Source organism: Rhodococcus sp. SJ-2 (genome assembly GCF_053750035.1).
In genome coordinates, this window is sequence record NZ_CM132340.1 from 3,423,298 (window position 1) to 3,442,325 (window position 19,028).

A 19,028-nucleotide genomic window follows, 5' to 3' on the forward strand; every position below is an offset into this window, starting at 1 on the left:
TTGGAGCTTATGACGAACAATTCGACCGAGGTCGCGCGGCATTTCAAAACCGCGGTCGTGCCGGCAGCGGGCATGGGAACGCGCTTCCTTCCCGCCACCAAGACCGTTCCGAAGGAACTGCTTCCTGTGGTCGACACACCGGGAATCGAGCTGGTGGCGGGGGAGGCCGCCGAGTCGGGTGCCGAGCGACTGCTGATCGTCACCTCGCCCGGTAAGGACGGGGTGGTTGCGCACTTCGTCGAAGATCTCGTGCTGGAGTCCAAGCTCGAGGAGAAGGGCAAGTACGAGCTGCTCGCCAAGGTCCGCAAGTCGTCCGGAATCCTCGAGGTCGACTCGGTGATCCAGGCTCAGCCGCTCGGTCTGGGCCACGCCGTGGCGTGCGCCGAGGATGCGCTCGACGACGACGAGGATGCGATCGCGGTACTCCTGCCCGATGACCTCGTGCTGCCCGTGGGCGTGCTCGAGACCATGCAGAAGGTGCGCACCAAGCGCGGGGGATCGGTGCTGTGCGCGATCGACGTGCCGAAGGACCAGGTGAGTGCCTACGGCGTGTTCGACGTCGAGGTCGTGCCCGACGCCACCAACCCGGATGTGCTCAAGGTGCTCGGCATGGTCGAGAAGCCGGCCATCGAGGATGCGCCCTCGACCTTCGCCGCGGCAGGCCGCTACCTGCTCGACCGCGCGATCTTCGACGCGCTGCGTCGCATCGAGCCCGGGGCGGGCGGAGAGCTCCAGCTGACCGACGCGATCGCGCTGTTGATCTCCGAGGGACACCCCGTCCACGTCGTGGTCCACCGCGGCACCCGACACGACCTCGGAAATCCCGGTGGCTACCTGCGTGCTGCGGTTGACTCTGCGTTGAACACCGAGGAGTACGGTCCCTCGCTTCGTGAGTGGCTGGTCGAACGTCTCGAACGATGACGTCGACGGGTGATCTGTGAACGGTGACGCGCGGTAGTGCGGGCTGGAGGACGGTAGCGGTATGCGGTCGGTTGAGGATCAGCAGACCAGGGTGACGGCGGCAGCCGTTGCGCCCAGGCCTGTGCGGGTGGCGATCTCGGAGGCGCAGGGATTGCTCTGTGCAGAAGAGGTGGTCACCGAGCGTCCGTTACCGGGATTCGACCAGGCCGCGATCGACGGTTACGCGGTTCGCAGCGTCGATGTGCAGACGGTGGGTGCGCGCCCCGATCCGGAATCCGGTGAGGAACCCGCCGAGGTGACGCTCCCGGTGGTCGGCGAAGTGCGCGCGGGCTCGCGTCAGCCCATCCGGTTGCAGCCGCGGCAAGCCGTGCGGGTCGATACCGGTGCGCCGCTGCCCACGCTCGCCGATGCGGTGCTCCCGCTCGGGAGCACCGACGGGGGCGACGCCCGGATCAAGGTTTTCGAACCGGTCCGCTCGGGCGACTACGTGCGACGCACCGGCGACGACGTACAGCCCGGCGACGTGGCCGTGCGTGCGGGCGCGATCATCGGCGCCGCACAGGTGGGTCTGCTCGCCGCGGTCGGGCGCGACAAGGTGCTCGTGCATCCGCGACCGCGACTGTCGGTGATCTCGGTCGGCGGCGAACTCGTCGACATCGACCGTACGCCCGGCCCGGGGCAGGTCTACGACGTGAACTCCTACGCGCTGGCTGCGGCCGCGCGCGACGCAGGCGCCGACGTCAATCGGGTCGGGATCGCGAGCACCGAGCCGAAACGGCTGCGCGAGGTGGTCGAAGGACAGCTGATCCGCTCCGAGATCGTGGTGATCGCGGGTGCTGTCGGTGGTAGTGCGCTCGACGACGTCCGTGAGGCCCTGACCGATCTCGGCAAGCTCGAGGTCGAGCGGGTGGCGATGCATCCGGGTTCTGTTCAGGGATTCGGACAGCTCGGTCGCGACGAGGTGCCCACCTTCCTGCTTCCGTCGAATCCGGTCAGTTCCCTGGTGGTGTTCGAGGTGATGGTGCGTCCGTTGATCCGGATCGCGCTGGGGCGACGCCAACCGATGCGCCGCATCGTCACGGCCCGCACGATCGCCCCGATCACGTCGATTCCGGGGCGCAAAGGATTTCTGCGCGGGCAGCTCATGCGCGACGAAACGACAGGCGACTATCTGGTGCAGGCGCTCGGTGGCGCGGCGGGCGGGTCGTCGCACCTGCTCGCGACCCTTGCGGAAGCGAATTGCCTCGTGCTGGTTCCGCCGGAGGTGTCCGAGATCCGCACGGGCGACCCGGTGGATGTGTCGTTCCTCGGGCAACGTGGATGAGTCGTCACCCCGGGTGGCCGGCCGATTTGGGGCCGCTTCGTGTCGCGGGTGGGTCGGTGACGGTGCGGTCGGTGCGGCTCAGGGACGCCGCCGCGTGGAGCCGGTTGCGCACACGCGACCGTGAGCACCTCGAGCCGTGGGAGCCGACGGGGGAGTCACCGTGGGAGATGCGGCATCACATCTCCGTGTGGCCGGGCCTGTATCGGAGTCTGCGCGCGGAGGCCCGCAAGGGACTGATGGTGCCGATGGCGATCGAACTCGACGGTCGGTACTGCGGTCAGATCACGGTGGGCAACATCGTGCGCGGGGCGCTGAGATCCGCGTGGATCGGCTACTGGGTCGAGAAAGAGGTCAACGGACTCGGCGTCGCAACCGCAGCACTCGCGCTCGGGCTCGATCACTGCTTCGGCCCCATCGGCCTGCACCGTGTCGAGGCGACGGTGCGTCCGGAGAACCAGCCAAGCCGCGCCGTGCTGCGCAACGTCGGCTTCCGTGACGAAGGTCTGCTCCAGCGCTATCTCGACGTGCAGGGGCGGTTTCGTGATCATCTTCTCGTTGCGATGACGGCCGAGGAAGTACCCGGCTCGGTGGCCGATCGTTTGGTGCGCAGTGGGCGCGCGACCTGGGCCTGAGCGTCCGCCGCTGCCCGTCTCCGTGAGAACGGTGTGCTGCGTGTAATGCAAGTTACGTGCAACATGAGTAACAATCCCCACCGCAGAGATATACGTGTGTGACTAGAGTGAAGAGTGTGTCCCATGGTTTCGCGTGACTAGTGTGACGGCAGTAGCCGTCTGAGTCGGCGTTTCTGTAGAGATAAGAGTGATGATGCCGTTAACCTGGGAAAGGTCAGTGGCGTCGACGGACTGGTAGGCGACAACTGGGAGGAGGGCCGCCGGAATGCCGAACTCACTCCTGTGGATCGGGCTAGTTGCCGTGTGGTTGTTCGTCCTGGTTCCCATGCTGGTCACGAAGCGTCCTCGCATCCGTCAGACGACCGACGCCGCACTCGCAACACGGGTTCTGCATCGGGGCGACCAGAAGCCGAAGGCCCCCCGAGGCCCCGCGACAGGTCACCGCACCGATCCGAACTGGCGTCCGAGTCGTGATCACACGCACCGCCATGCGGAGGCTCGTATGAACACTCAGACCGACGACAGGCCCGACACCGAACCCGACTTCCACGACCTCGACGACGCTGCGGCGATCGACTCCGACGAGCACCGGTACGAGGCCCACGACCCCCCGGCGCGTCAGAGCGTTCCGCGCCGCCGCGGGCGAGGTGGATTCGATCCCCACGCCGATGCGGTGGCATCGGCCGAACGATACGAGTTCCGCCAGCGCGCGGTCTTGGGTCTGCTCATCGGCTCCATCATGACTGCGGCGCTGGGTTTGATCCTGTCGCCCGTGATGTGGTGGGTATGCGCCCTCGTGGTGGCAGCGTTCGTCGGTTACCTCTTCTATCTGCGCCGTCAGGTACGGCTCGAACAGGACATCCGCCGGCGCAGAATGGCCCGGCTGCAGAGGTCCGCAGCGACCGGAGTGCACGTGCGGGGCGACGGCGACTCCGGCGAGGTTCCGTCGCGACTGCGTCGCCCGGGGGCCGTGGTTCTCGAACTCGACGACGAAGACCCCGAATTCGAGCACCTCGACAGGTTCGACGACGAATACGCCGAGTACGTCGACCCGGGGTACCTCGACCCGGGTTACGACGAACCCGACGACTTCCCCGTCCGGCACGCCTCCGGTGCATGACGGACACTGGGAAACGACTTCGGAAAGCCCGCACCACAGGGTGCGGGCTTTCCTGCTTGTGAGGCCATGACCTGCGTCTATATCTTGATTTCGTGTTGAGGGTCTGCGTTTGCTAAGGTTTGCGAGTTGGTTCTGCGGAACCCTCGGGGCTGTGGCGCAGTTGGTAGCGCGCTTCGTTCGCATCGAAGAGGTCAGGGGTTCGATTCCCCTCAGCTCCACAATTTCAGACGTACTAGAACACCTGACATCGGTGGAAGCCGGGGGTTGGTGCGAGGGCGGCGAACGGCTCAGCGAGCTTGATCGTCGCCCTTTCGTATTCGCTGATCTCGATGCCGTCGGTGAGTGCTTGGTTCGTCAGCCGCCCCGTGGAGTGAGTGCGACGCGCCGCTGAACATCGCTCGATCAGTGGCCAGAGTCCTCTGGCACTGGCCATGAATTTGCTCGTTACTGTGCGTCTGGCCGCGACTCGCGATCACTACGACCCTTGTGGGTACGGGACGAGTCACTTCGCCACGTATTCGAGCAGGGCAGCGATCCCCGTAGTGAAGATGGCTTCGGTGTCGGCCCCATGTGCGACATGCAGGCGGGCGTAGGTGGGGGAGGTCTCGACGTCGATCGCCGTAGCGCGTTCGCTGTCTGCCATCGGAGCGGTCGTGGCGCTGCCAATGGCGAAGTTCGACAGTGCGTACGCCGCGCCGAGAGGATCTGGTGCTCCTGCCTGCTGGAGCAGGATCACCATGCGCTCGGAGAGTCGGAGGTAGTTTGGCCCTCGCGGTGCGCGCATCCCGATGACTTGGCAGGCCCAGCGATGGTCGGTCAGGTGCCGGTAGTAGGCGTGCATGAGTTCGAGCAGCGGTGCATCAGCGATGGCTTGGCTGATGGTCGGGTCGTTGCCGAGGGCTTCATCCAGAGCGAGGTCGAACAGGTCATCGACGGATTCGACTCGGGAATAGAGACTGGCGGGAGCCACGTCGAGTCGCGTCGCGACTGCGCGAGCGGTGAGCGCACGCAGCCCGCCGTCGTCCAGCAGGGTGACGGCGGCGCGGGCGATGTCCTGTACGTCGACAGCGCGTGCGCGGCGTACAGGCTTGGGGTGCTCCCAATAGCTCACCCTTCCAGGTTATCCGAACGATGTTCGCATTGTTATCCGCACTATGTTAGTTTTGGGGGTATGTTGGATGCCACGCGCCTCCCGCTTCGCAGCGAACACGCCGTGCTTAGAGCGATGCACACCGGCGACGCACGCCCATACGCCGAGGGAACTGCCGATGCCTCAGTGCGCCGGTACGCGCATCTGCCCGAACCGGAGTACACCGAGGCGTCCGTTACAGCACTCATCAACGGCGCAATCAGCGAGGGGCTGGAGCGCGGCGACCTCGCGGTGCTCGCCATCAGCGACCCCTCCACAGGTGAGTTCGCCGGGAGTCTCGTTCTGTTCGACGTCACCGACAAGTCGGTTGAGGTTGGCTTCTGGGTGCACCGCGACCATCGCGGCAAAGGACTCGCCGGTGCCGCACTCTCCCTCGCTGACACGCTCGCCCAGCGCAGCGGACTCACCCGTCTGACAGCGCGCACCGTGCCGGAGAACCTGGCTTCCCGGCGCGTACTCGAACAGGCAGGGTTCTCGTGCGGAGCCGAAGTCGACGACGTCGCCCCCTCCGGCGAAGCGGTCGTCCTGTTGCACTACTCGCGTGAACTTGTATCGAACCCGCTGATTCCGGTGGAGACCGAACGCCTCCGTCTCCGGCTCCACGAGTCTGGCGACATGGGTTGGTTGCACCGTTTGTACTCGAAATCCAGTGTCGCGCGGTATCTGTTGGATGAGCCGTGGAGCCGCGATGACGCCGCCAAGCGGGTCAGCGAGCGACTGGCCAAGACCGGCCTCGACAGCGACGCTCGAGCGCTGGCGCTCGTTATCGAACACGACGGAACGCCGATCGGAGATGTTCTCCTGTGGTTCGTCGACGCCGACCGCAGAGTCGCGGAGATCGGCTGGGTGCTCGACCCCGATCACGGCGGGAGAGGGTTCGCGCGCGAGGCGGTGAGCGCGGTGCTGCAGGTCGCGTTCGACCACTATCGAGTGCACCGTGTCTCCGCACAGATGGACGCGCGTAATACCGCCTCGGCCAAGCTCGCCACTGCCGTTGGAATGCATCACGAAGCGCATCTGCGCCGGGACTGGTGGAGCAAAGGTGAGTGGACGGACACCCTCATCTTCGGGATGCTTGCCAGCGACCGGTGAGCCGCACCACGCAAACGTCCCCTCAATCCTGTTGGGGCGGACCGTACGAGAGACGGTCGAAGATCAGCACACTCGCGCTGATCTTGCTGTCGCGCACCGTGAAGCATTCCGCGGCCGGGGCCGTGGCGGTTGCTGCGGTCTGCGGGTAGTAGAAGAGCGCGACGCGATCTCGGTCTGCGAAGTCGGCGATATCGGCCACACCGGTGAGTGCGGGTGCGAATCCGGCGATGAAGTCCTGGTACGCGGCTTTGCTGTTCAGATCGATGCCCGGTGCTCGGCAGATGATGTCGTCGGCAACGTGGGTCATGGCACGCGCGACATCCCCGCTCGTCCAGGCCCGGTGGTAGTTCTTCACGACGTCGTAGGCGGATTCCTGTGGCATGGGAGACTCCCTCGATTCTCGTTCGTGTAGTGATGTCTTTCGGGTCGGTTCACTCGCCGCGCGGCTGCCACTCGTCCGGTCCGGCGTCGCCGCCGGAGCCTGCTGTGGCCAGACGGGGGAGGAAATGGTCCCACCCGTGGGCGTGCCCGCGCAGTTCGGTATCGGGAAGGTCGGAGTGGACGAGGTCGACACGGGTGCCGCCGGCGACGGCGGTGAGCCGGAACTCGACCGTCGATGCTCCGATGGGCAGATCCGCATTCCCTGCAAATCCCCACGAGACGACCACGCGGGTCGGGTAGTCGACGTGAAGATACTCGCCACGCACCGGGTAGCCGGCGATGTCGACCGCGAAGAGGCCGCCGGGTCTCGGATCGAGTTCGGCGTACTGGCCCATCCACGCTGTCATCCCGGAGTTCGTGGTGAGGTACTCGAACACTGTCTCGGGCGCCGCGGCAATGTCGATCGAATCTCGGAACTCAGCCACGGTTCTCGCCCGCCCTCGCTTCGATCACGGTCTTGAGTGCAGACAACTTCCCCGGCCAGAAATCGTCGAGGTATGACCGCACTGCGGCAAGACCGTCGGTGTTCACTGTGAACAAGTGGCGTGTGCCCTCGCGTGTGCTGGTTGCGAGGCCCGCTTTCCGGAGGACTCCGAGGTGGTGCGACGTCGTCTGTTGGGACAATCCGACTTCCTCGGCGATAGAACCCACCGGGCGCGGAGCGGAGCGGATGACCCGTAGGATCGTCCGTCGATTCTCGTCGGCAAGCGCCCGTAACGCCCTGTCGAGGTCCGCTGCAGCCTCGGCACCCATTGTTCGCCTCCGCTCATCGAGTGCCATGAGGGTAGCACAAATGAATATTTGTACTCATGCATATGCGTGGACTCGAGTGCTCGGAATAGCTATCCCGCGCTCACAGCCGCCGCAGGACCACGACGGTGTCGTCGAGTACGACCTGGGTTCCGTCCGGGCCGATGGCGTCACGCGCGCGGGTCTCGGCGATCCGCACTTCCCAGCTGCCCGGTTCGAGGTCGAGTGCCTCGACCTCTTCCTGCGGGCTCGGGAACCGATGGTCGCCGTGCCCCTCGTGCGCATCCGCGCCCGCCCACGGTGGGAATGCGGCGTGCGAGACGATCACGAGGTGCCCGCGCGGCGCGACGAGTCCGGCGGCGTGGCGAAGCACGTCGGTGCGCGGAAACTCGACGGGCGAGTGAAGGAACGATGCGGCGACGAGGTCGTAGCTGCTGTCTTCGCGCCAGGTTGCCAGGTCTGCCGCGGCGAACCGGATGCGGTCGTCGGGAAGTCCGGCGGCGCGCGCAGCGTCGGTGGCGCGGCGGACGGCGGTGCGGGAGATGTCTACTCCGGTCGCGTCCCAGCCGCCGCGTGCCAGCCAGATCGTGTCGGCACCTTCGCCGCAGCCGAGGTCGAGAGCAGTGCCCGGTGCCAGGCCGGATACTGCGTCGACGAGGGACGCGTTCGCGTTGCCCGACCACAGACCGTCGCTGTCGGTGTATCGGTTCTCCCAGAATTGTGCCGGTGATGTGTCGGCGTGCATGAACTCTCCTCGTGTGCGGGCTTGCGTCACCGCCGATAATGCGACTTCATGTTGACATGAAGTCAAGTCTGAGGTGGACGATCGGTGAGGTGGCCGGGCGCTTCGGCCTCGCCACACATGTATTGCGGCATTGGGAGGATGTCGGGCTGATCGCGCCCGACCGCGACAGCGCAGGGCGCCGCCGCTACCGCGACGCCGACGTCACCAGGGTGGCGGTGATCATCAGGAGCAAGGCCGCCGGAATGAGTCTCGACCAGATCCATGTCCTGCTGGCAGGGCAGACGGACGAGCGGCGCGAGGTGCTCACCGCGCACCTCGACGACCTGGAGCGACGGATGGCGGAGATGGCCCGCTCCCGGGAGATGACACTGCATGCACTCGAATGCCGCGCTCACGACATCGCGACATGCCCCAATTTCGCGGCAGGCGTCGCCGATCTCCTCGAGAACCGCACCGACACACGTCCTGATTTCGGCTCGGGCCGCACCGTCACGGAAGAGGCATCTCGATGAGTTCTTCTCGGACCCGGCACAATTTCCGTGCGCTATCCGGCAACCGCACTCTGCCGAGGCGGTAGAGCCGGTACCTCCAGCCCCAGCGATTCGCGCAGGGTCCTACCCGGATACTCGGTGCGGAACAGACCGCGGCGCTGCAACTCCGGCACCACGAGGTCGACGAAGTCGACGAGAGAATCCGGGTAGGCAGGGCACATCAGATTGAAGCCGTCGCAGGCGCCGGCAGCGAACCATTCCTCGATACGGTCGGCGATCGATTCCGGTGTGCCGATCATGGTGGCGTGGCCGCCACCTGCAGCGAGAAATCCGAGCAGTTCCCGCAGCGTGGGACGTTGCGTCTCGATGATTCGCTGCACCGTCGCGTACCGCCCCTGCGGGCCGGTGAACTCCGATATGGGAGGCAGGTCCGAAACCGGAGCGTCGAGAGCATGACCGGTGTAGTCCCGGCCGGTGAACGACCCGAGCTGGGCGAGAGCACCCTCGACATCGAGAAGAGAGTCCAATGCGGCCTTCTTCGCGTGTGCTTCGTCGTCGGTGCGGCCGACGTAGGTGACGAGACCGGGCAGTATCGCGATAGACGCGGCATCACGCCCCGCGGCGGCGGTGCGGGCCCGCAGATCGGTAGCGAACTCGAGCGCTGCCGGAAGGTCCCAGGCGACCGAATACACGGCCTCGGCGTGGCGTGCTGCGAGGTCGCGTCCGGTGTCGGAGGCGCCGGCCTGGAACAACACGGGGCGTCCCTGCGGGCAGCGTGGCACCGTGAGCGGGCCGTCCACGCGGAAGTGTCTACCGTGGTGTTCGATCCGGTGGATCGCGTCGGCATCCAGGAAACGCCCGGCAGCGCGGTCCGCGATCACGGCGTGCTCTTCCCACGAATCCCACAGCGCGACAATCGCGTCGATGAACTCCTCCGCCCGTCCGTATCGTTCGGCGTGGGCCGGTAGCGACTCGAGTCCGTGGTTGCGGGCTTCGGCGTCGAACATCGAGGTCACGATGTTGGCACCGGCGCGTCCACCGCTGATGTGATCGAGCGAGGCGAGCATGCGGGCCGCGTGGAAGGGCGTGTAGAAGCTTGCGGACACCGTGGTGACCAAGCCGATCTTCTCGGTGGCCCGCGCCATCGCAGACAGCGCCGTGAGCGGTTCGAGAAACCACGTCGTGCCCGCCGTGTACGCGGTATTCACGCTGTGCCCGTCGGCGAAGAACACCGCATCGAAGCAGCCCCGTTCGGCGGTGCGCGCGAGTTCCTCGAAGTAGGCGATGTCGCCGATGCGCTCCGCGGCGGAGTCCGGGTGCCGCCACGCCGAAGAATGATGGCCGGCACCGTACAGAAATGCGCCCAGATGCAGGGTGCGTACCGCAGGCATCAGTCCATCACCAGCCCGCCGTCTACGACGAGGTTCTGCCCGGTCACTGCCCGCGACCAGTCGGACGCGAAGAACAGCACGGCGGCGGCGAAGTCCTCCGGCGTCGTGACCGCACGCAGCGGGGTGGACGCGGCGATCAGGTCGAAGACCTCAGGAGGTGTCGCGGACGATGCATCGGTGGTGCGCAGGAGTCCGCCCGACACCATGTTCACCCGGATGCCTTCGGGGCCCAGATCCGCAGCGAAGGTGCGGGTCGTCGACAGCAGGGCCGCTTTCGCCGCGGTGTAGTCGTGGTACGGCACGACCGGGTTCTGGAACAGGTTGGTCCCGATGTTGACGATGCTGCCGCCGCCGGCTTCGCGCATGCCCGGCAAGGCGGCCTGGATCGTGTTCACCGCGCCACCGACGACGCCTTCGAGTTGCGCTGCGAACGCACCGTAACCGATCTCGTCGGCCTTGTCTCGGGCGTCACCGTTGAAGGAGAAGTCGGGAAGGGCATTGTTCACCACGGTGGTCACCGGACGTCCGAAGTGTTCGCGCGCCCGGTCGAACGCAGCCTGTACCTGCGTGCGGTCGGTGACATCGGCCTGCACGGCGATCGCTCGTTCGGAGCCGATGCTCTCGGCGAGAGCCTGTGCTGCATCGCCGCTGCGTCGGTAGTTCACCACGACCGACGCGCCTTCGTCCGCGAAGGCCTGCGCGATGCTGCTGCCGAGCCCGCGGGCTGCGCCGGTGATCAGGACGATCTGATTCTGCAGTGACGTTGTGACGAGAGCCATTGTGGCGCCTTCCCTTCGGAGCGAGGGATACACAGGCGGCATCGGTCCACTGGCCTGTTGCCGACTCGGCATCCCTTCGCTCGCATGATCGAGATCAGGTTCTACGGGTGTGGTCTCAGCCGTTTCCGGCACCCCGTGTCGAGTTCCGAACGCCAGGTTAGCAGTGTGCACGGGCAACGCCGGAGCACGTCACGTTCCGGCATGGGCGAACAGCAACGCGAGCCACGCCCAGCCCACGGTGATCACCACCCGCTGCACGAGCCCGGCGAGCCGGGCGTCGTTTTCCCACGCCTGCCCGAATGCGACGAAGCCGATGCTCAGCGCGCCGGCGGTCAGGCCCGAAAACCATGTCCACGCGGCGCCGGACACCGTGAACGCGGCGATGATCGCGGCTGCAGGAAGCGAGGTGAACACGACTGCACCCGCGTGGTCGTGAATCTTGTGGCGGCGCGTGTACTCCGTCGGTGTGCGGTCCGGTGTGCCCGGCGGATATCCACGCATCGCATCCATCGGAAAGAGTCCCGAGAGTACGAGGGCGACGCCGAACACTCCGATCGTCACGCCGAGCAACACACTGCCGAATGCGTCGGCGACGCCGACGGATCCGAGGGCCACTCCTACGCCGCACGCGATGAAGTTGGTGGTCTGGATCCAGCCTCGGCGGCCGAGTGCGAGCGCACTGACGGGCTGGCGTACCGGGTGATAGCCGGGGCGGGTCCACCCCTCGACGAGGAAGACCACGACGAAGACCGTGAGCGCGACCGAACCGATGATCGTCACGCGGTCATTCCCACCGGAAGAGCGCCGCCGCAACGACGACACCGGTCACGATCGCCACGCCGAGCGCGACGAAATGGGCCGGATCGGCCGGACTTCCGGCCCATGCCGCGGACATGGCCTGCGACGAGGCGCCGAACGGTAGCCACTCTCCCACCGCGGCAACGGGCTCCGGGAGCGAATCGATGCTGCCGAACAAGCCGCCGGTCGCGCCGAGTGCGAAGAACGCGACGAGACCGATCGCCACCGCGGAGTTCGGGGTCGGGGAGATCGCCGCGACGATCATTCCCACCGCATACATCGCCGCCATCGAAAGCACGAAGACACCGAGAGCAGTGCCTGGGTGCACAGGTAGCCGGGCGTCGAAGAAGACGATCGCGACGATCAGCGCCGCACCGAGCCCGACCAGGGTCTGCAGCACGCTCACCACGACCTGCGCCACCAGGACCATCGCAGGCGACGCCGGCGTCACCGACAGCCGGCGCAGAATCCCCGTGCGACGGTAGTACGCGAGGAAGCTCGGCATATTGATGACGCCGATCGTGGCGATGATGATCGTGAACACCAGCGGCAGAACGTACACATCGAGCGCTGACCGTCCGTTGATCACAACCTCGCCGCTCGCAGACGACGCACTCATGACGAGGATCAACAGCGGGAGTCCGATCGGAACGACGAGACCCGCAGTGTCGCGTGCCACCATCTTCGCCTCGCACACGATCAGTGTCAGCCACGCCGCGAGACCGGGACGCCGGGTTTCGGTGACGGTGTTCATACGGTGTCCTCCAGTTCTTTTCCGGTGAGGGCGACGAATGCCTCGTCGAGGTTGTTCGCCGATGCTGCCGAAACGAGTCCGGACGGAGTGTCCAGAGCGACGAGCCTGCCTGCGTCGAGCAGGGCCACACGGTCGCAGAGACGTTCGACCTCTTCCATTGCGTGGCTGACCAGGAGGACCGCAACATCGTCGTCGCGCAATCTCTCGACCGTTTCCCACATCTGTCGCCTGGCCCGCGGGTCGAGGCCGGTGGTGAGTTCATCGAGGATGACCACTCGTGGCCGTCCGACGAGTGCCAGCGCGATCGACAACCGCTGCTGCTGACCACCCGAGAGCTTCTCGAATCGGATTCCTCGCTGCGCGGTGAGACCGACCATCTCCAAGAGTTCTGCGGCACCGGCGGGTGCCGGATAGAAGGTGCGATACAGGCCGACGAGTTCGGCGACGGTCAGCGCCCCGTGGAGGGTGGCCGCCTGCAACTGAACTCCGAGAATCTGTCGGGCGTGCGCACGGTCGCGGTGGGGATCGACGCCGAGAACACGCACACGTCCACCGTCGGGCGATCGCAAGCCCGCGACCATTTCGACGGTGGTGGTCTTTCCCGCCCCGTTCGTCCCGATGATCCCGAGGGTTTCGCCGACCCCGAGTGTGAAGCTGATGTCGTCGACCGCGACCTTGTCTCGGTACCTCTTGCACAGGTGCTCGGCGACGATCGCCGGGGTACTGCCCGGGGCGCTGATGTTCATGACGCCGACGGTATGAGCCGAGCGTGCGTGATCGCGTGTGCCGGATGTCAGGAATGCCGACCATGACTTTCGGCACCCGCTCAGCATGATGGTCGCGGCTTAGAGTGGTGTCGTGCATCGATGGTCACCTGAGGGATTGTCGGGCGTGGCGATGCTCGTCGTCTCGGTTGTGGTGGGCGGACCGATCCTGTTCGGCGGCGCTCACACCGAGATCCCGCGCGCCGCATGGATCGTGCTGTTCGGTGTCCTGCTCGTCGCGTTGTTCGGTGCCGCTGCGGCCCAACGACCGTCGGCAGGCAAGGTCTCGTTCGCGGTGGCCGTCGTCTCCGGCTGGGCGGTGGTGGCGACCGCGCCGGGGATGGGACCGCTGCCGATTCTGCTCGTCGTCGTCGCTGCCGTGAGTGTCTACGTCGTACCGGTTCGCGCGGGTCTGCTCGTGGTGGTTCTCAACACGCTCGTCATCGCCTTCGCGGCGGCGCAGCAGACCGGGGATACGGGTGCGACGATCCTGACCGCAGGCTTCTATCTCCTCATCCAGCTGGCCACGCTGTTCAGTTCGTTGTCGCTGCTGCGGGAACAGCGGATGCGGCGGGAGCTGGCCGAAGCACACGTCGAACTCCAGGCAGCGACCGTCCTGCTGTCGGAATCCGCGCGCACCGCGGAACGACTGCGGATCTCCCGCGACTTGCACGACCTCATCGGTCACCAGCTCACGGTGCTCGCTCTCGAGCTGGAGACCGCACGGCACCGCGACGGTGACCGGGCCCGTGAACACGTCGAGCGAGCAAACAGAGTTGCACGGGAATTGCTCGCCGACGTCCGGTCCACGGTAGGGGAGCTGCGAGTCGAGCCCTTGAATCTCGAGGTCGCCTTGAACCGTGTGGTGCGCGATCTGCCCGGGCTCGATGTGCAGATCGACGTCGCATCCGATGTGGAGGTCCGAGAAGAGCAGGCTGCGGCATTCGTGCGTGCGGTGCAGGAGATCGTGACGAACGCGCTTCGGCACGCCGATGCTCGTACAGTTCGCGTCGAGGTCTCGTCGGAGGCCGGAAGCGTGGTCCTGTCCGCGACCGACGACGGGGCAGGCACCCGGAAGTTGACCGTCGGCAATGGTCTGCGCGGCCTCGCTGAACGGTTCGAAGCTCTGGGCGGATACGCCACATTCGACGGCAACGGTGGGTTCCGAGTCACAGCGAGAGTGCCGATCTCATGATCCGCGTTGTGGTGGTGGACGACCAGACGCTTGTGCGTCAGGGAATCCGGAGTTTGCTGGAGGTCGCCGAGATCGACGTGGTCGGGGAGGCGGACGACGGTCGGGTGGCCCTCGACGTCATCGCCGAGGCCGGCCCCGACGTGGTCCTGCTGGATCTCAGGATGCCCGGGTACGACGGCATCTGGACGCTCGATCGCCTGCGTGAGCGGGAGGTCGCGGTCCCGGTCCTCGTGCTCACGACATTCGACGACGACGCCCTCGTGCTCGATGCTCTGCGCTCGGGAGCGCGCGGCTACCTGCTCAAGGACGTCACACTCGACCAGTTGACGCACGCGGTGCGGACCCTTGCCGACGGCGGAACGCTCATCGCCCCGTCGATCACCGACCGGCTTCTCCGCGCGATCCGGTCCGGCCCGTCGCCCGCGGGCGTCGATGCGCCGCCCGCGCAGCGCCTCACCGACCGCGAACTCGAAGTGCTTCGCCTGATGGCCGAGGGCTTCAGCAACCGCCGAATCTCCGAGGCACTGTTCCTCGCCGAGGGCACAGTGAAGAACCACGTGTCGTCGATTCTGCTCAAATTCGGTGCCCGCGACCGGACCAACGCGGTGTTGCGGGCACTCCACGACGGAGTTCTACGCTGAGTGGCCCGAGGACGACCCGGGCAGATCAGCGGCAGCAGTTCGGATCGAGTACCGTGCGCAGGGCGTCGAGGGCTTCACCGTGGACTCGGTGATAGACGTTCATGCCTCGTCGGGTCGAGTCGACCATTCCGGCTCTACGGAGTTGCCCGAGGTGATGGCTGACGGTTGATTCGGCCAGGCCCACCGCGCCGGCGAGGTCGCATGTGCACACCTCACCGGCGTCCGCTGTGAGCAGAATCGACATCAGCTGGATGCGAGTCGGGTCGGCGAGCGCTTTGAGCCGCAATGCCACCTCGAGAGCGGCGTCGGCGTTCATCGGAGCAGCCGAGACAGGGGCGCAGCAGATCGGGGCGGTGATGTCGACGACGGGCAGGGCCTTGGGCATGTTTCCATCCTCCCCACCTTCTTGACATATGTCAAAAAGGGGGGAGACTGAACCTTAATAATTCGATGTATGTCTCACAGGTGGAGGTTCTCATGTCCCGCGCTCAACTCGCCCTCAACGTCGACGACCTGCAACAGGCAGTGACGTTCTACTCGAAGCTGTTCGGTGTCGAGCCGAACAAGCTCAAGCCCGGCTACGCCAACTTCGCGATCACCGAGCCGCCGCTCAAGCTCGTGCTGCTCGAAAACCCCGGCCGGGGCGGCACCCTCAACCACCTCGGCGTGGAGGTCGACTCCAGCGAGAAGGTGCATGCCGAGATTGCCCGCCTGACCGACGCGGGGTTGTTCACCGACGAGGAGATCGGCACCACCTGCTGTTTCGCCACACAGGACAAGGTGTGGGTCACCGGCCCGGCAGGGGAGAAATGGGAGGTCTACACCGTGCTGGCGGACAGCGAGACCTTCGGCAGCAGCCCGAAACTGCTCGCCGGCGAGAGCGCCGACCGGGACGCGAACTCCGCTGACGCGGTGTGTTGCGGGTCGGCCGCCGCGGCCGCTACCACCGACGGCGCGAACGGCACGCAGACCGCGCAGACGAGCGCGTGTTGCTGACACCCGAGTGGCAGTGCCCTCCCGAATCCGGATTCGGGAGGGCACTCGCATTCATGGTGAGCACAGCGAACGCTGATCTCATCTATGGGGTAGCACCGGGAACCATTTCGGCAATCAGGGCTACGACCTTGGCTTTGATCTCGTCGCGGATCGGCCGGACCGCCTCGATGCCCTGGCCGGCCGGATCCTCGAGCACCCAATCGCGGTAGGACGTGCCAGGAAAGACCGGACAGGTGTCGCCGCATCCATCGTAATCACCACATCGGAGGCCTGCACCGCATCGACAGTGAGGATCTTCGGGTTCTCAGTGGAGATGTCGATACCGACCTCGGCCATGGCTGCGACTGCAGCCGGGTTGACGTGTTCGGCCGGAGCAGAGCCTGTGGATCGGACCTCGATCGTGTCGTCGCGTTGGCGGTGCTGCACGTGTTGGGACCTCAGAAACTCGGCGAGGCCACGGCTCCGTTGGCCGAAGCCGTGCGTGCCGCCGGGGCGGGCTGGCTGGTTCCCGTGGTCCAGGGTGGGGCTGCCGTCGTCGCTGCCCTTGGGCTCGCTGCCGGCGCTGATCCTCAGGGTCTCTCGCACCCCTTTGGCAATGGTCCGCGACCGGCACCTGCCTCACGCCCGGGTCCGCGGTGCACTCTCGATTCCATGTCCCGCATCGCGCCGAGATCGCGGTGGGGCTGGTGGTGGTCGTGCTGGTGGTGAGACACCCGAGTAGCCCGAGCGCCGGGACCACGCGTCTCGCCGCGGAACCAGAGCCAGAGGGCCCAGCAGAGCCACCTCGATATGCGGAGGCGATCGATGGATCGCGAGCCGGGCGACGCTGCTTGCCAGCGCGGGAATCTTTGAATTCGGCCGCGACAGGGCGGTCTTCGTAGGCACTCGGCAATGAGGCCTCAATGTCAGCCGGCGTGCGTTTTCAGAATGGACGTCAGCTCTTCCGCATACGTGACTTGGGTGCGCAGCCGGGCGCAGCTGTCCTCGGCGCGCTCGTAGAATCCGGCCAGTACCGTGCGGGCCCCGGCGACCGCATCCGGGGCGGCGTCGGCACCGGCGATCGTGTCGAGTGCAGCCAATAGCTCACGCATCTCCTCGAGCGAGAACCCCAGCGGCTTCATCCGCCGGATCACCAACAGACGCTGCACATCGTCCTCTGTGTAGAGCCGGAACCCGCCGCTGCTGCGGGCCGACGGGGTGACCAGGCCGACCTCATCGTAGTGGCGGATGGTCTTGAGCGAGAGTTCGGTGCGCGTAGCCACCTGCCCGATCTGCATATGGTCCCACTCGATCGTCACCTGTCTGCTCCCTTGTCGCCCTGGTCGAGTGTCCACCGTACTGGGACGGCGTCCCTCGATTCGAACTCTACCCTTACGTGAGGGTAGAGTTCGCCGCGTTCCGTGGACGCGACGACGCAGTCCCGTCCGCCGTGGGCCCCTGGCCCGCTCTCCCCGATTCATCCCCGGACAGAAAGACGCCTGTGACCACTCCTGCCGGAAAAGCGCCGACTGTCCACGAGGCAGACGACGATCCCGCTATCTCGGTGCGCGCCGCGCTGCGCTCCCCCCGACGCCTGAAAACCGAGGTTCTCGCCGGTCTCGTCGTTGCACTGGCGCTGATTCCGGAGGCGATCTCGTTCTCCATCATCGCGGGCGTCGACCCGCGGATCGGATTGTTTGCCTCGTTCACCATGGCCGTGACGATCTCTATCGTCGGCGGCCGGCCGGCAATGATCTCCGCCGCCACCGCTGCGATCGCGTTGGTCATCGCACCGGTCGCGCAGCAGCACGGCCTCGATTACTTCATCGCCACCGTCATCCTCGCCGGCCTGCTGCAGATCCTGCTCTCGATCCTCGGCGTGGCCAAGCTGATGCGATTCATCCCGCGCAGCGTGATGATCGGTTTCGTCAACGCGCTCGCAATCTTGATTTTCACCGCGCAGTTGCCGCACCTGATCGACGTGCCCGTCTTGGTGTATCCGATGGTCGCGGCCGGGTTGGCCGTGATGTTCTTCCTGCCCAAGATCACCACGCTCGTCCCCGCGCCGCTCGTTGCGATCGTCCTGCTCACCGCCACTGCCCTCATCTTCGGCTGGGGCATCCCGAACGTCGGCGACGAAGGTGAACTCCCCGAATCCCTGCCGGCCTTGTTCTTCCCGGACGTGCCGTGGACCATGGACACCTTGTCGATCATTGCCCCGTATGCGTTGGCCATGGCACTGGTAGGCCTGCTCGAATCGCTCATGACCGCAAAACTCGTCGACGACATCACCGACACCCACTCGAACAAGACCCGGGAAGGCTGGGGCCAGGGCGTGGCGAACATCGTCACCGGGTTCTTCGGGGGCATGGGTGGCTGCGCCATGATCGGCCAGACCATGATCAACGTCAAGGTCTCCGGCGCCCGCACCCGCATCTCCACCTTCCTGGCCGGGGTGTTCCTGCTGATCCTCGTCGTCGCCCTCGGCGACATCGTCGCCGTGATCCCGATGGCCGCCCTCGTCGCAGTGATGATCATGGTCTCCGTCGCCACCCTCGACTGGCACAGCATCCATCCGCGCACCCTGAAGTTGATGCCCCGCAGCGAAACCCTCGTCATGGCTGTGACCGTCGTCGCCACCGTGGTGACGCACAACCTCGCGATCGGGGTGATCCTCGGCGTGGTCACCGCGATGGTGCTGTTCGCGCGCCGAGTCGCGCACATGATCAGCATCGAGAAGGTGTCCGACGTCGATTCCGACCATGACGGCACCATCGATACCCGCGTCTACAAGGTGCACGGCGAGTTGTTCTTCGCCTCATCCAACGACCTGGTCTATCAGTTCGACTACGTCGACGACCCGACCAATGTCGTCATCGACCTCACCGGTGCCGACATCTGGGATGCCTCGACCGTGGCGACTTTCGATTCGATCAGGCGCAAATACGCGAGTAAAGGCAAAACCGTCGAGATCATCGGCCTCGACGGTGCGAGCCTCGAACGCCTGAATCGGCTCTCCGGCCGTCTCGGTGACGGCCACTGATCAGGTCGCTGGGCCGAGATGA

General features: G+C 66.0%; 23 protein-coding genes, 1 tRNA gene, 2 pseudogenes and 1 riboswitch. Of the genes and pseudogenes, 12 read left to right on the forward strand and 14 right to left on the reverse strand.

Going from position 1 to position 19,028, the window contains the following annotated elements:
* Nucleotides 1–9 precede the first annotated feature (9 nt).
* From ACSYG9_RS16085 to ACSYG9_RS16105, 5 genes are all read left to right on the forward strand, one after another.
* Nucleotides 10–921 (forward strand): UTP--glucose-1-phosphate uridylyltransferase, encoded by a 912-nt coding sequence (locus tag ACSYG9_RS16085; RefSeq protein ID WP_247272835.1) that lies wholly within the window; start codon nt 10–12, stop codon nt 919–921.
* A gap of 61 nt (nt 922–982) precedes the next feature.
* Entirely contained in the window at nt 983–2,245 is a 1,263-nt protein-coding gene (glp, locus tag ACSYG9_RS16090) for a molybdotransferase-like divisome protein Glp (protein ID WP_454839109.1), read from the forward strand.
* A complete protein-coding gene (locus ACSYG9_RS16095) occupies nt 2,242–2,877 on the forward strand; it encodes a GNAT family N-acetyltransferase (RefSeq protein ID WP_169687842.1) in 636 nt (211 codons plus the stop codon). Before glp ends, ACSYG9_RS16095 begins: the two co-directional genes overlap by 4 nt.
* A gap of 265 nt (nt 2,878–3,142) precedes the next feature.
* Nucleotides 3,143–3,997: a divisome protein SepX/GlpR gene (sepX, locus tag ACSYG9_RS16100; protein ID WP_454839111.1), complete on the forward strand. Its 855-nt coding sequence runs from the start codon at nt 3,143–3,145 to the stop codon at nt 3,995–3,997.
* Nucleotides 3,998–4,142: 145 nt separating this feature from the next.
* Nucleotides 4,143–4,215: transfer RNA gene (locus tag ACSYG9_RS16105), tRNA-Ala, on the forward strand.
* Nucleotides 4,216–4,229: 14 nt separating this feature from the next.
* Here the strand turns inward: ACSYG9_RS16105 and ACSYG9_RS16110 are convergent.
* Both ACSYG9_RS16110 and ACSYG9_RS16115 read right to left on the reverse strand, forming a co-directional pair.
* On the reverse strand, nt 4,230–4,430 hold the full coding sequence (locus ACSYG9_RS16110; protein ID WP_440123521.1) for a hypothetical protein: 201 nt from the start codon (nt 4,428–4,430) through the stop codon (nt 4,230–4,232).
* Between the two features lie 69 nt (nt 4,431–4,499).
* Nucleotides 4,500–5,108 (reverse strand): TetR/AcrR family transcriptional regulator, encoded by a 609-nt coding sequence (locus ACSYG9_RS16115; RefSeq protein WP_454839112.1) that lies wholly within the window; start codon nt 5,106–5,108, stop codon nt 4,500–4,502.
* A 102-nt stretch (nt 5,109–5,210) separates the two neighbouring features.
* Between ACSYG9_RS16115 and ACSYG9_RS16120 the strand changes: the two genes are divergently transcribed.
* Complete coding sequence (locus ACSYG9_RS16120; protein ID WP_454839115.1) at nt 5,211–6,239, forward strand: GNAT family N-acetyltransferase; 1,029 nt, start codon at nt 5,211–5,213, stop codon at nt 6,237–6,239.
* A 22-nt stretch (nt 6,240–6,261) separates the two neighbouring features.
* Here the strand turns inward: ACSYG9_RS16120 and ACSYG9_RS16125 are convergent, their stop codons facing one another.
* The 4 genes from ACSYG9_RS16125 to ACSYG9_RS16140 form a co-directional block, all read right to left on the reverse strand.
* Complete coding sequence (locus ACSYG9_RS16125) at nt 6,262–6,621, reverse strand: nuclear transport factor 2 family protein (RefSeq protein ID WP_454839116.1); 360 nt, start codon at nt 6,619–6,621, stop codon at nt 6,262–6,264.
* A 49-nt stretch (nt 6,622–6,670) separates the two neighbouring features.
* Complete coding sequence (locus ACSYG9_RS16130; protein WP_440123525.1) at nt 6,671–7,105, reverse strand: SRPBCC domain-containing protein; 435 nt, start codon at nt 7,103–7,105, stop codon at nt 6,671–6,673.
* Entirely contained in the window at nt 7,098–7,433 is a 336-nt protein-coding gene (locus ACSYG9_RS16135; protein ID WP_454839117.1) for an ArsR/SmtB family transcription factor, read from the reverse strand. Before ACSYG9_RS16135 ends, ACSYG9_RS16130 begins: the two co-directional genes overlap by 8 nt.
* A gap of 100 nt (nt 7,434–7,533) precedes the next feature.
* Nucleotides 7,534–8,175, reverse strand: a complete 642-nt coding sequence (locus tag ACSYG9_RS16140; protein WP_454839119.1) for a class I SAM-dependent methyltransferase — start codon at nt 8,173–8,175, stop codon at nt 7,534–7,536.
* Between the two features lie 56 nt (nt 8,176–8,231).
* On the opposite strand from ACSYG9_RS16140, the gene ACSYG9_RS16145 reads away from it, so the two are divergent.
* Nucleotides 8,232–8,687 carry a MerR family transcriptional regulator gene (locus ACSYG9_RS16145; RefSeq protein ID WP_454839121.1) on the forward strand — a complete coding sequence of 152 codons (456 nt, stop codon included), beginning with the start codon at nt 8,232–8,234 and terminating at the stop codon, nt 8,685–8,687.
* A 32-nt stretch (nt 8,688–8,719) separates the two neighbouring features.
* Here ACSYG9_RS16145 and ACSYG9_RS16150 read toward each other — a convergent pair whose 3' ends face one another.
* The 5 genes from ACSYG9_RS16150 to ACSYG9_RS16170 all read right to left on the reverse strand — a co-directional run bounded on the left by ACSYG9_RS16150 (nt 8,720) and on the right by ACSYG9_RS16170 (nt 13,134).
* Nucleotides 8,720–10,057 (reverse strand): LLM class flavin-dependent oxidoreductase, encoded by a 1,338-nt coding sequence (locus tag ACSYG9_RS16150; RefSeq protein ID WP_454839122.1) that lies wholly within the window; start codon nt 10,055–10,057, stop codon nt 8,720–8,722.
* Nucleotides 10,057–10,836, reverse strand: a complete 780-nt coding sequence (locus ACSYG9_RS16155) for a 3-oxoacyl-ACP reductase (RefSeq protein WP_454839124.1) — start codon at nt 10,834–10,836, stop codon at nt 10,057–10,059. Before ACSYG9_RS16155 ends, ACSYG9_RS16150 begins: the two co-directional genes overlap by 1 nt.
* A 54-nt stretch (nt 10,837–10,890) precedes the next feature.
* A riboswitch (TPP riboswitch) is annotated at nt 10,891–10,982 on the reverse strand.
* 43 nt (nt 10,983–11,025) lie between these two features.
* Nucleotides 11,026–11,616, reverse strand: coding sequence for a DUF998 domain-containing protein (locus tag ACSYG9_RS16160; protein ID WP_454839126.1), 591 nt, complete (start codon nt 11,614–11,616; stop codon nt 11,026–11,028).
* A 4-nt stretch (nt 11,617–11,620) separates the two neighbouring features.
* Entirely contained in the window at nt 11,621–12,388 is a 768-nt protein-coding gene (locus ACSYG9_RS16165; RefSeq protein WP_454839127.1) for an ABC transporter permease, read from the reverse strand.
* Nucleotides 12,385–13,134, reverse strand: a complete 750-nt coding sequence (locus ACSYG9_RS16170) for an ABC transporter ATP-binding protein (RefSeq protein WP_454839129.1) — start codon at nt 13,132–13,134, stop codon at nt 12,385–12,387. Before ACSYG9_RS16170 ends, ACSYG9_RS16165 begins: the two co-directional genes overlap by 4 nt.
* A gap of 112 nt (nt 13,135–13,246) precedes the next feature.
* On the opposite strand from ACSYG9_RS16170, the gene ACSYG9_RS16175 reads away from it, so the two are divergent.
* Both ACSYG9_RS16175 and ACSYG9_RS16180 read left to right on the forward strand, forming a co-directional pair.
* Nucleotides 13,247–14,347, forward strand: coding sequence for a sensor histidine kinase (locus ACSYG9_RS16175; protein WP_454839131.1), 1,101 nt, complete (start codon nt 13,247–13,249; stop codon nt 14,345–14,347).
* The gene (locus ACSYG9_RS16180) at nt 14,344–14,988 is read left to right on the forward strand and encodes a response regulator (protein WP_454839132.1); all 645 of its coding nucleotides are present in this window, start codon (nt 14,344–14,346) and stop codon (nt 14,986–14,988) included. The genes ACSYG9_RS16175 and ACSYG9_RS16180 overlap by 4 nt, the downstream gene beginning before the upstream one ends.
* A 25-nt stretch (nt 14,989–15,013) precedes the next feature.
* Here ACSYG9_RS16180 and ACSYG9_RS16185 read toward each other — a convergent pair whose 3' ends face one another.
* Nucleotides 15,014–15,373 (reverse strand): Rv2640c family ArsR-like transcriptional regulator, encoded by a 360-nt coding sequence (locus ACSYG9_RS16185; RefSeq protein WP_454839134.1) that lies wholly within the window; start codon nt 15,371–15,373, stop codon nt 15,014–15,016.
* A 92-nt stretch (nt 15,374–15,465) separates the two neighbouring features.
* Here ACSYG9_RS16185 and ACSYG9_RS16190 point away from each other — a divergent pair, with 92 nt between their 5' ends.
* On the forward strand, nt 15,466–15,984 hold the full coding sequence (locus ACSYG9_RS16190) for an ArsI/CadI family heavy metal resistance metalloenzyme (protein WP_454839136.1): 519 nt from the start codon (nt 15,466–15,468) through the stop codon (nt 15,982–15,984).
* Between the two features lie 82 nt (nt 15,985–16,066).
* Here ACSYG9_RS16190 and ACSYG9_RS16195 read toward each other — a convergent pair.
* A pseudogene (locus ACSYG9_RS16195) lies at nt 16,067–16,389 on the reverse strand (arsenate reductase/protein-tyrosine-phosphatase family protein); the annotation flags it as partial.
* On the opposite strand from ACSYG9_RS16195, the pseudogene ACSYG9_RS16200 reads away from it, so the two are divergent.
* Nucleotides 16,387–16,685: pseudogene (locus ACSYG9_RS16200) on the forward strand (amino acid permease); the annotation flags it as partial. The pseudogenes ACSYG9_RS16195 and ACSYG9_RS16200 overlap by 3 nt on opposite strands.
* Nucleotides 16,686–16,889: 204 nt before the next feature.
* Here the strand turns inward: ACSYG9_RS16200 and ACSYG9_RS16205 are convergent.
* Nucleotides 16,890–17,261, reverse strand: a complete 372-nt coding sequence (locus ACSYG9_RS16205; RefSeq protein WP_454842969.1) for a MerR family transcriptional regulator — start codon at nt 17,259–17,261, stop codon at nt 16,890–16,892.
* A 203-nt stretch (nt 17,262–17,464) separates the two neighbouring features.
* Here ACSYG9_RS16205 and ACSYG9_RS16210 point away from each other — a divergent pair, with 203 nt between their 5' ends.
* Nucleotides 17,465–19,006 (forward strand): SulP family inorganic anion transporter, encoded by a 1,542-nt coding sequence (locus tag ACSYG9_RS16210; RefSeq protein WP_454839137.1) that lies wholly within the window; start codon nt 17,465–17,467, stop codon nt 19,004–19,006.
* The last annotated feature ends 22 nt before the right edge of the window (nt 19,007–19,028 follow it).

Coding starts and splice junctions, on each gene's coding strand:
- sepX (WP_454839111.1), top strand. CDS start 3,143: ATGCCGAACTCACTCCTGTGGATCGGGCTAGTTGCCGTGTGGTTGTTC.
- ACSYG9_RS16125 (WP_454839116.1), bottom strand. CDS start 6,621: ATGCCACAGGAATCCGCCTACGACGTCGTGAAGAACTACCACCGGGCC.
- ACSYG9_RS16180 (WP_454839132.1), top strand. CDS start 14,344: ATGATCCGCGTTGTGGTGGTGGACGACCAGACGCTTGTGCGTCAGGGA.
- ACSYG9_RS16145 (WP_454839121.1), top strand. CDS start 8,232: ATGAAGTCAAGTCTGAGGTGGACGATCGGTGAGGTGGCCGGGCGCTTC.
- ACSYG9_RS16165 (WP_454839127.1), bottom strand. CDS start 12,388: ATGAACACCGTCACCGAAACCCGGCGTCCCGGTCTCGCGGCGTGGCTG.
- ACSYG9_RS16170 (WP_454839129.1), bottom strand. CDS start 13,134: ATGAACATCAGCGCCCCGGGCAGTACCCCGGCGATCGTCGCCGAGCAC.
- ACSYG9_RS16190 (WP_454839136.1), top strand. CDS start 15,466: ATGTCCCGCGCTCAACTCGCCCTCAACGTCGACGACCTGCAACAGGCA.
- ACSYG9_RS16155 (WP_454839124.1), bottom strand. CDS start 10,836: ATGGCTCTCGTCACAACGTCACTGCAGAATCAGATCGTCCTGATCACC.
- ACSYG9_RS16150 (WP_454839122.1), bottom strand. CDS start 10,057: ATGCCTGCGGTACGCACCCTGCATCTGGGCGCATTTCTGTACGGTGCC.
- ACSYG9_RS16095 (WP_169687842.1), top strand. CDS start 2,242: ATGAGTCGTCACCCCGGGTGGCCGGCCGATTTGGGGCCGCTTCGTGTC.
- ACSYG9_RS16110 (WP_440123521.1), bottom strand. CDS start 4,430: ATGGCCAGTGCCAGAGGACTCTGGCCACTGATCGAGCGATGTTCAGCG.
- ACSYG9_RS16135 (WP_454839117.1), bottom strand. CDS start 7,433: ATGGGTGCCGAGGCTGCAGCGGACCTCGACAGGGCGTTACGGGCGCTT.
- ACSYG9_RS16085 (WP_247272835.1), top strand. CDS start 10: ATGACGAACAATTCGACCGAGGTCGCGCGGCATTTCAAAACCGCGGTC.
- ACSYG9_RS16205 (WP_454842969.1), bottom strand. CDS start 17,261: ATGCAGATCGGGCAGGTGGCTACGCGCACCGAACTCTCGCTCAAGACC.
- ACSYG9_RS16140 (WP_454839119.1), bottom strand. CDS start 8,175: ATGCACGCCGACACATCACCGGCACAATTCTGGGAGAACCGATACACC.
- ACSYG9_RS16185 (WP_454839134.1), bottom strand. CDS start 15,373: ATGCCCAAGGCCCTGCCCGTCGTCGACATCACCGCCCCGATCTGCTGC.
- glp (WP_454839109.1), top strand. CDS start 983: ATGCGGTCGGTTGAGGATCAGCAGACCAGGGTGACGGCGGCAGCCGTT.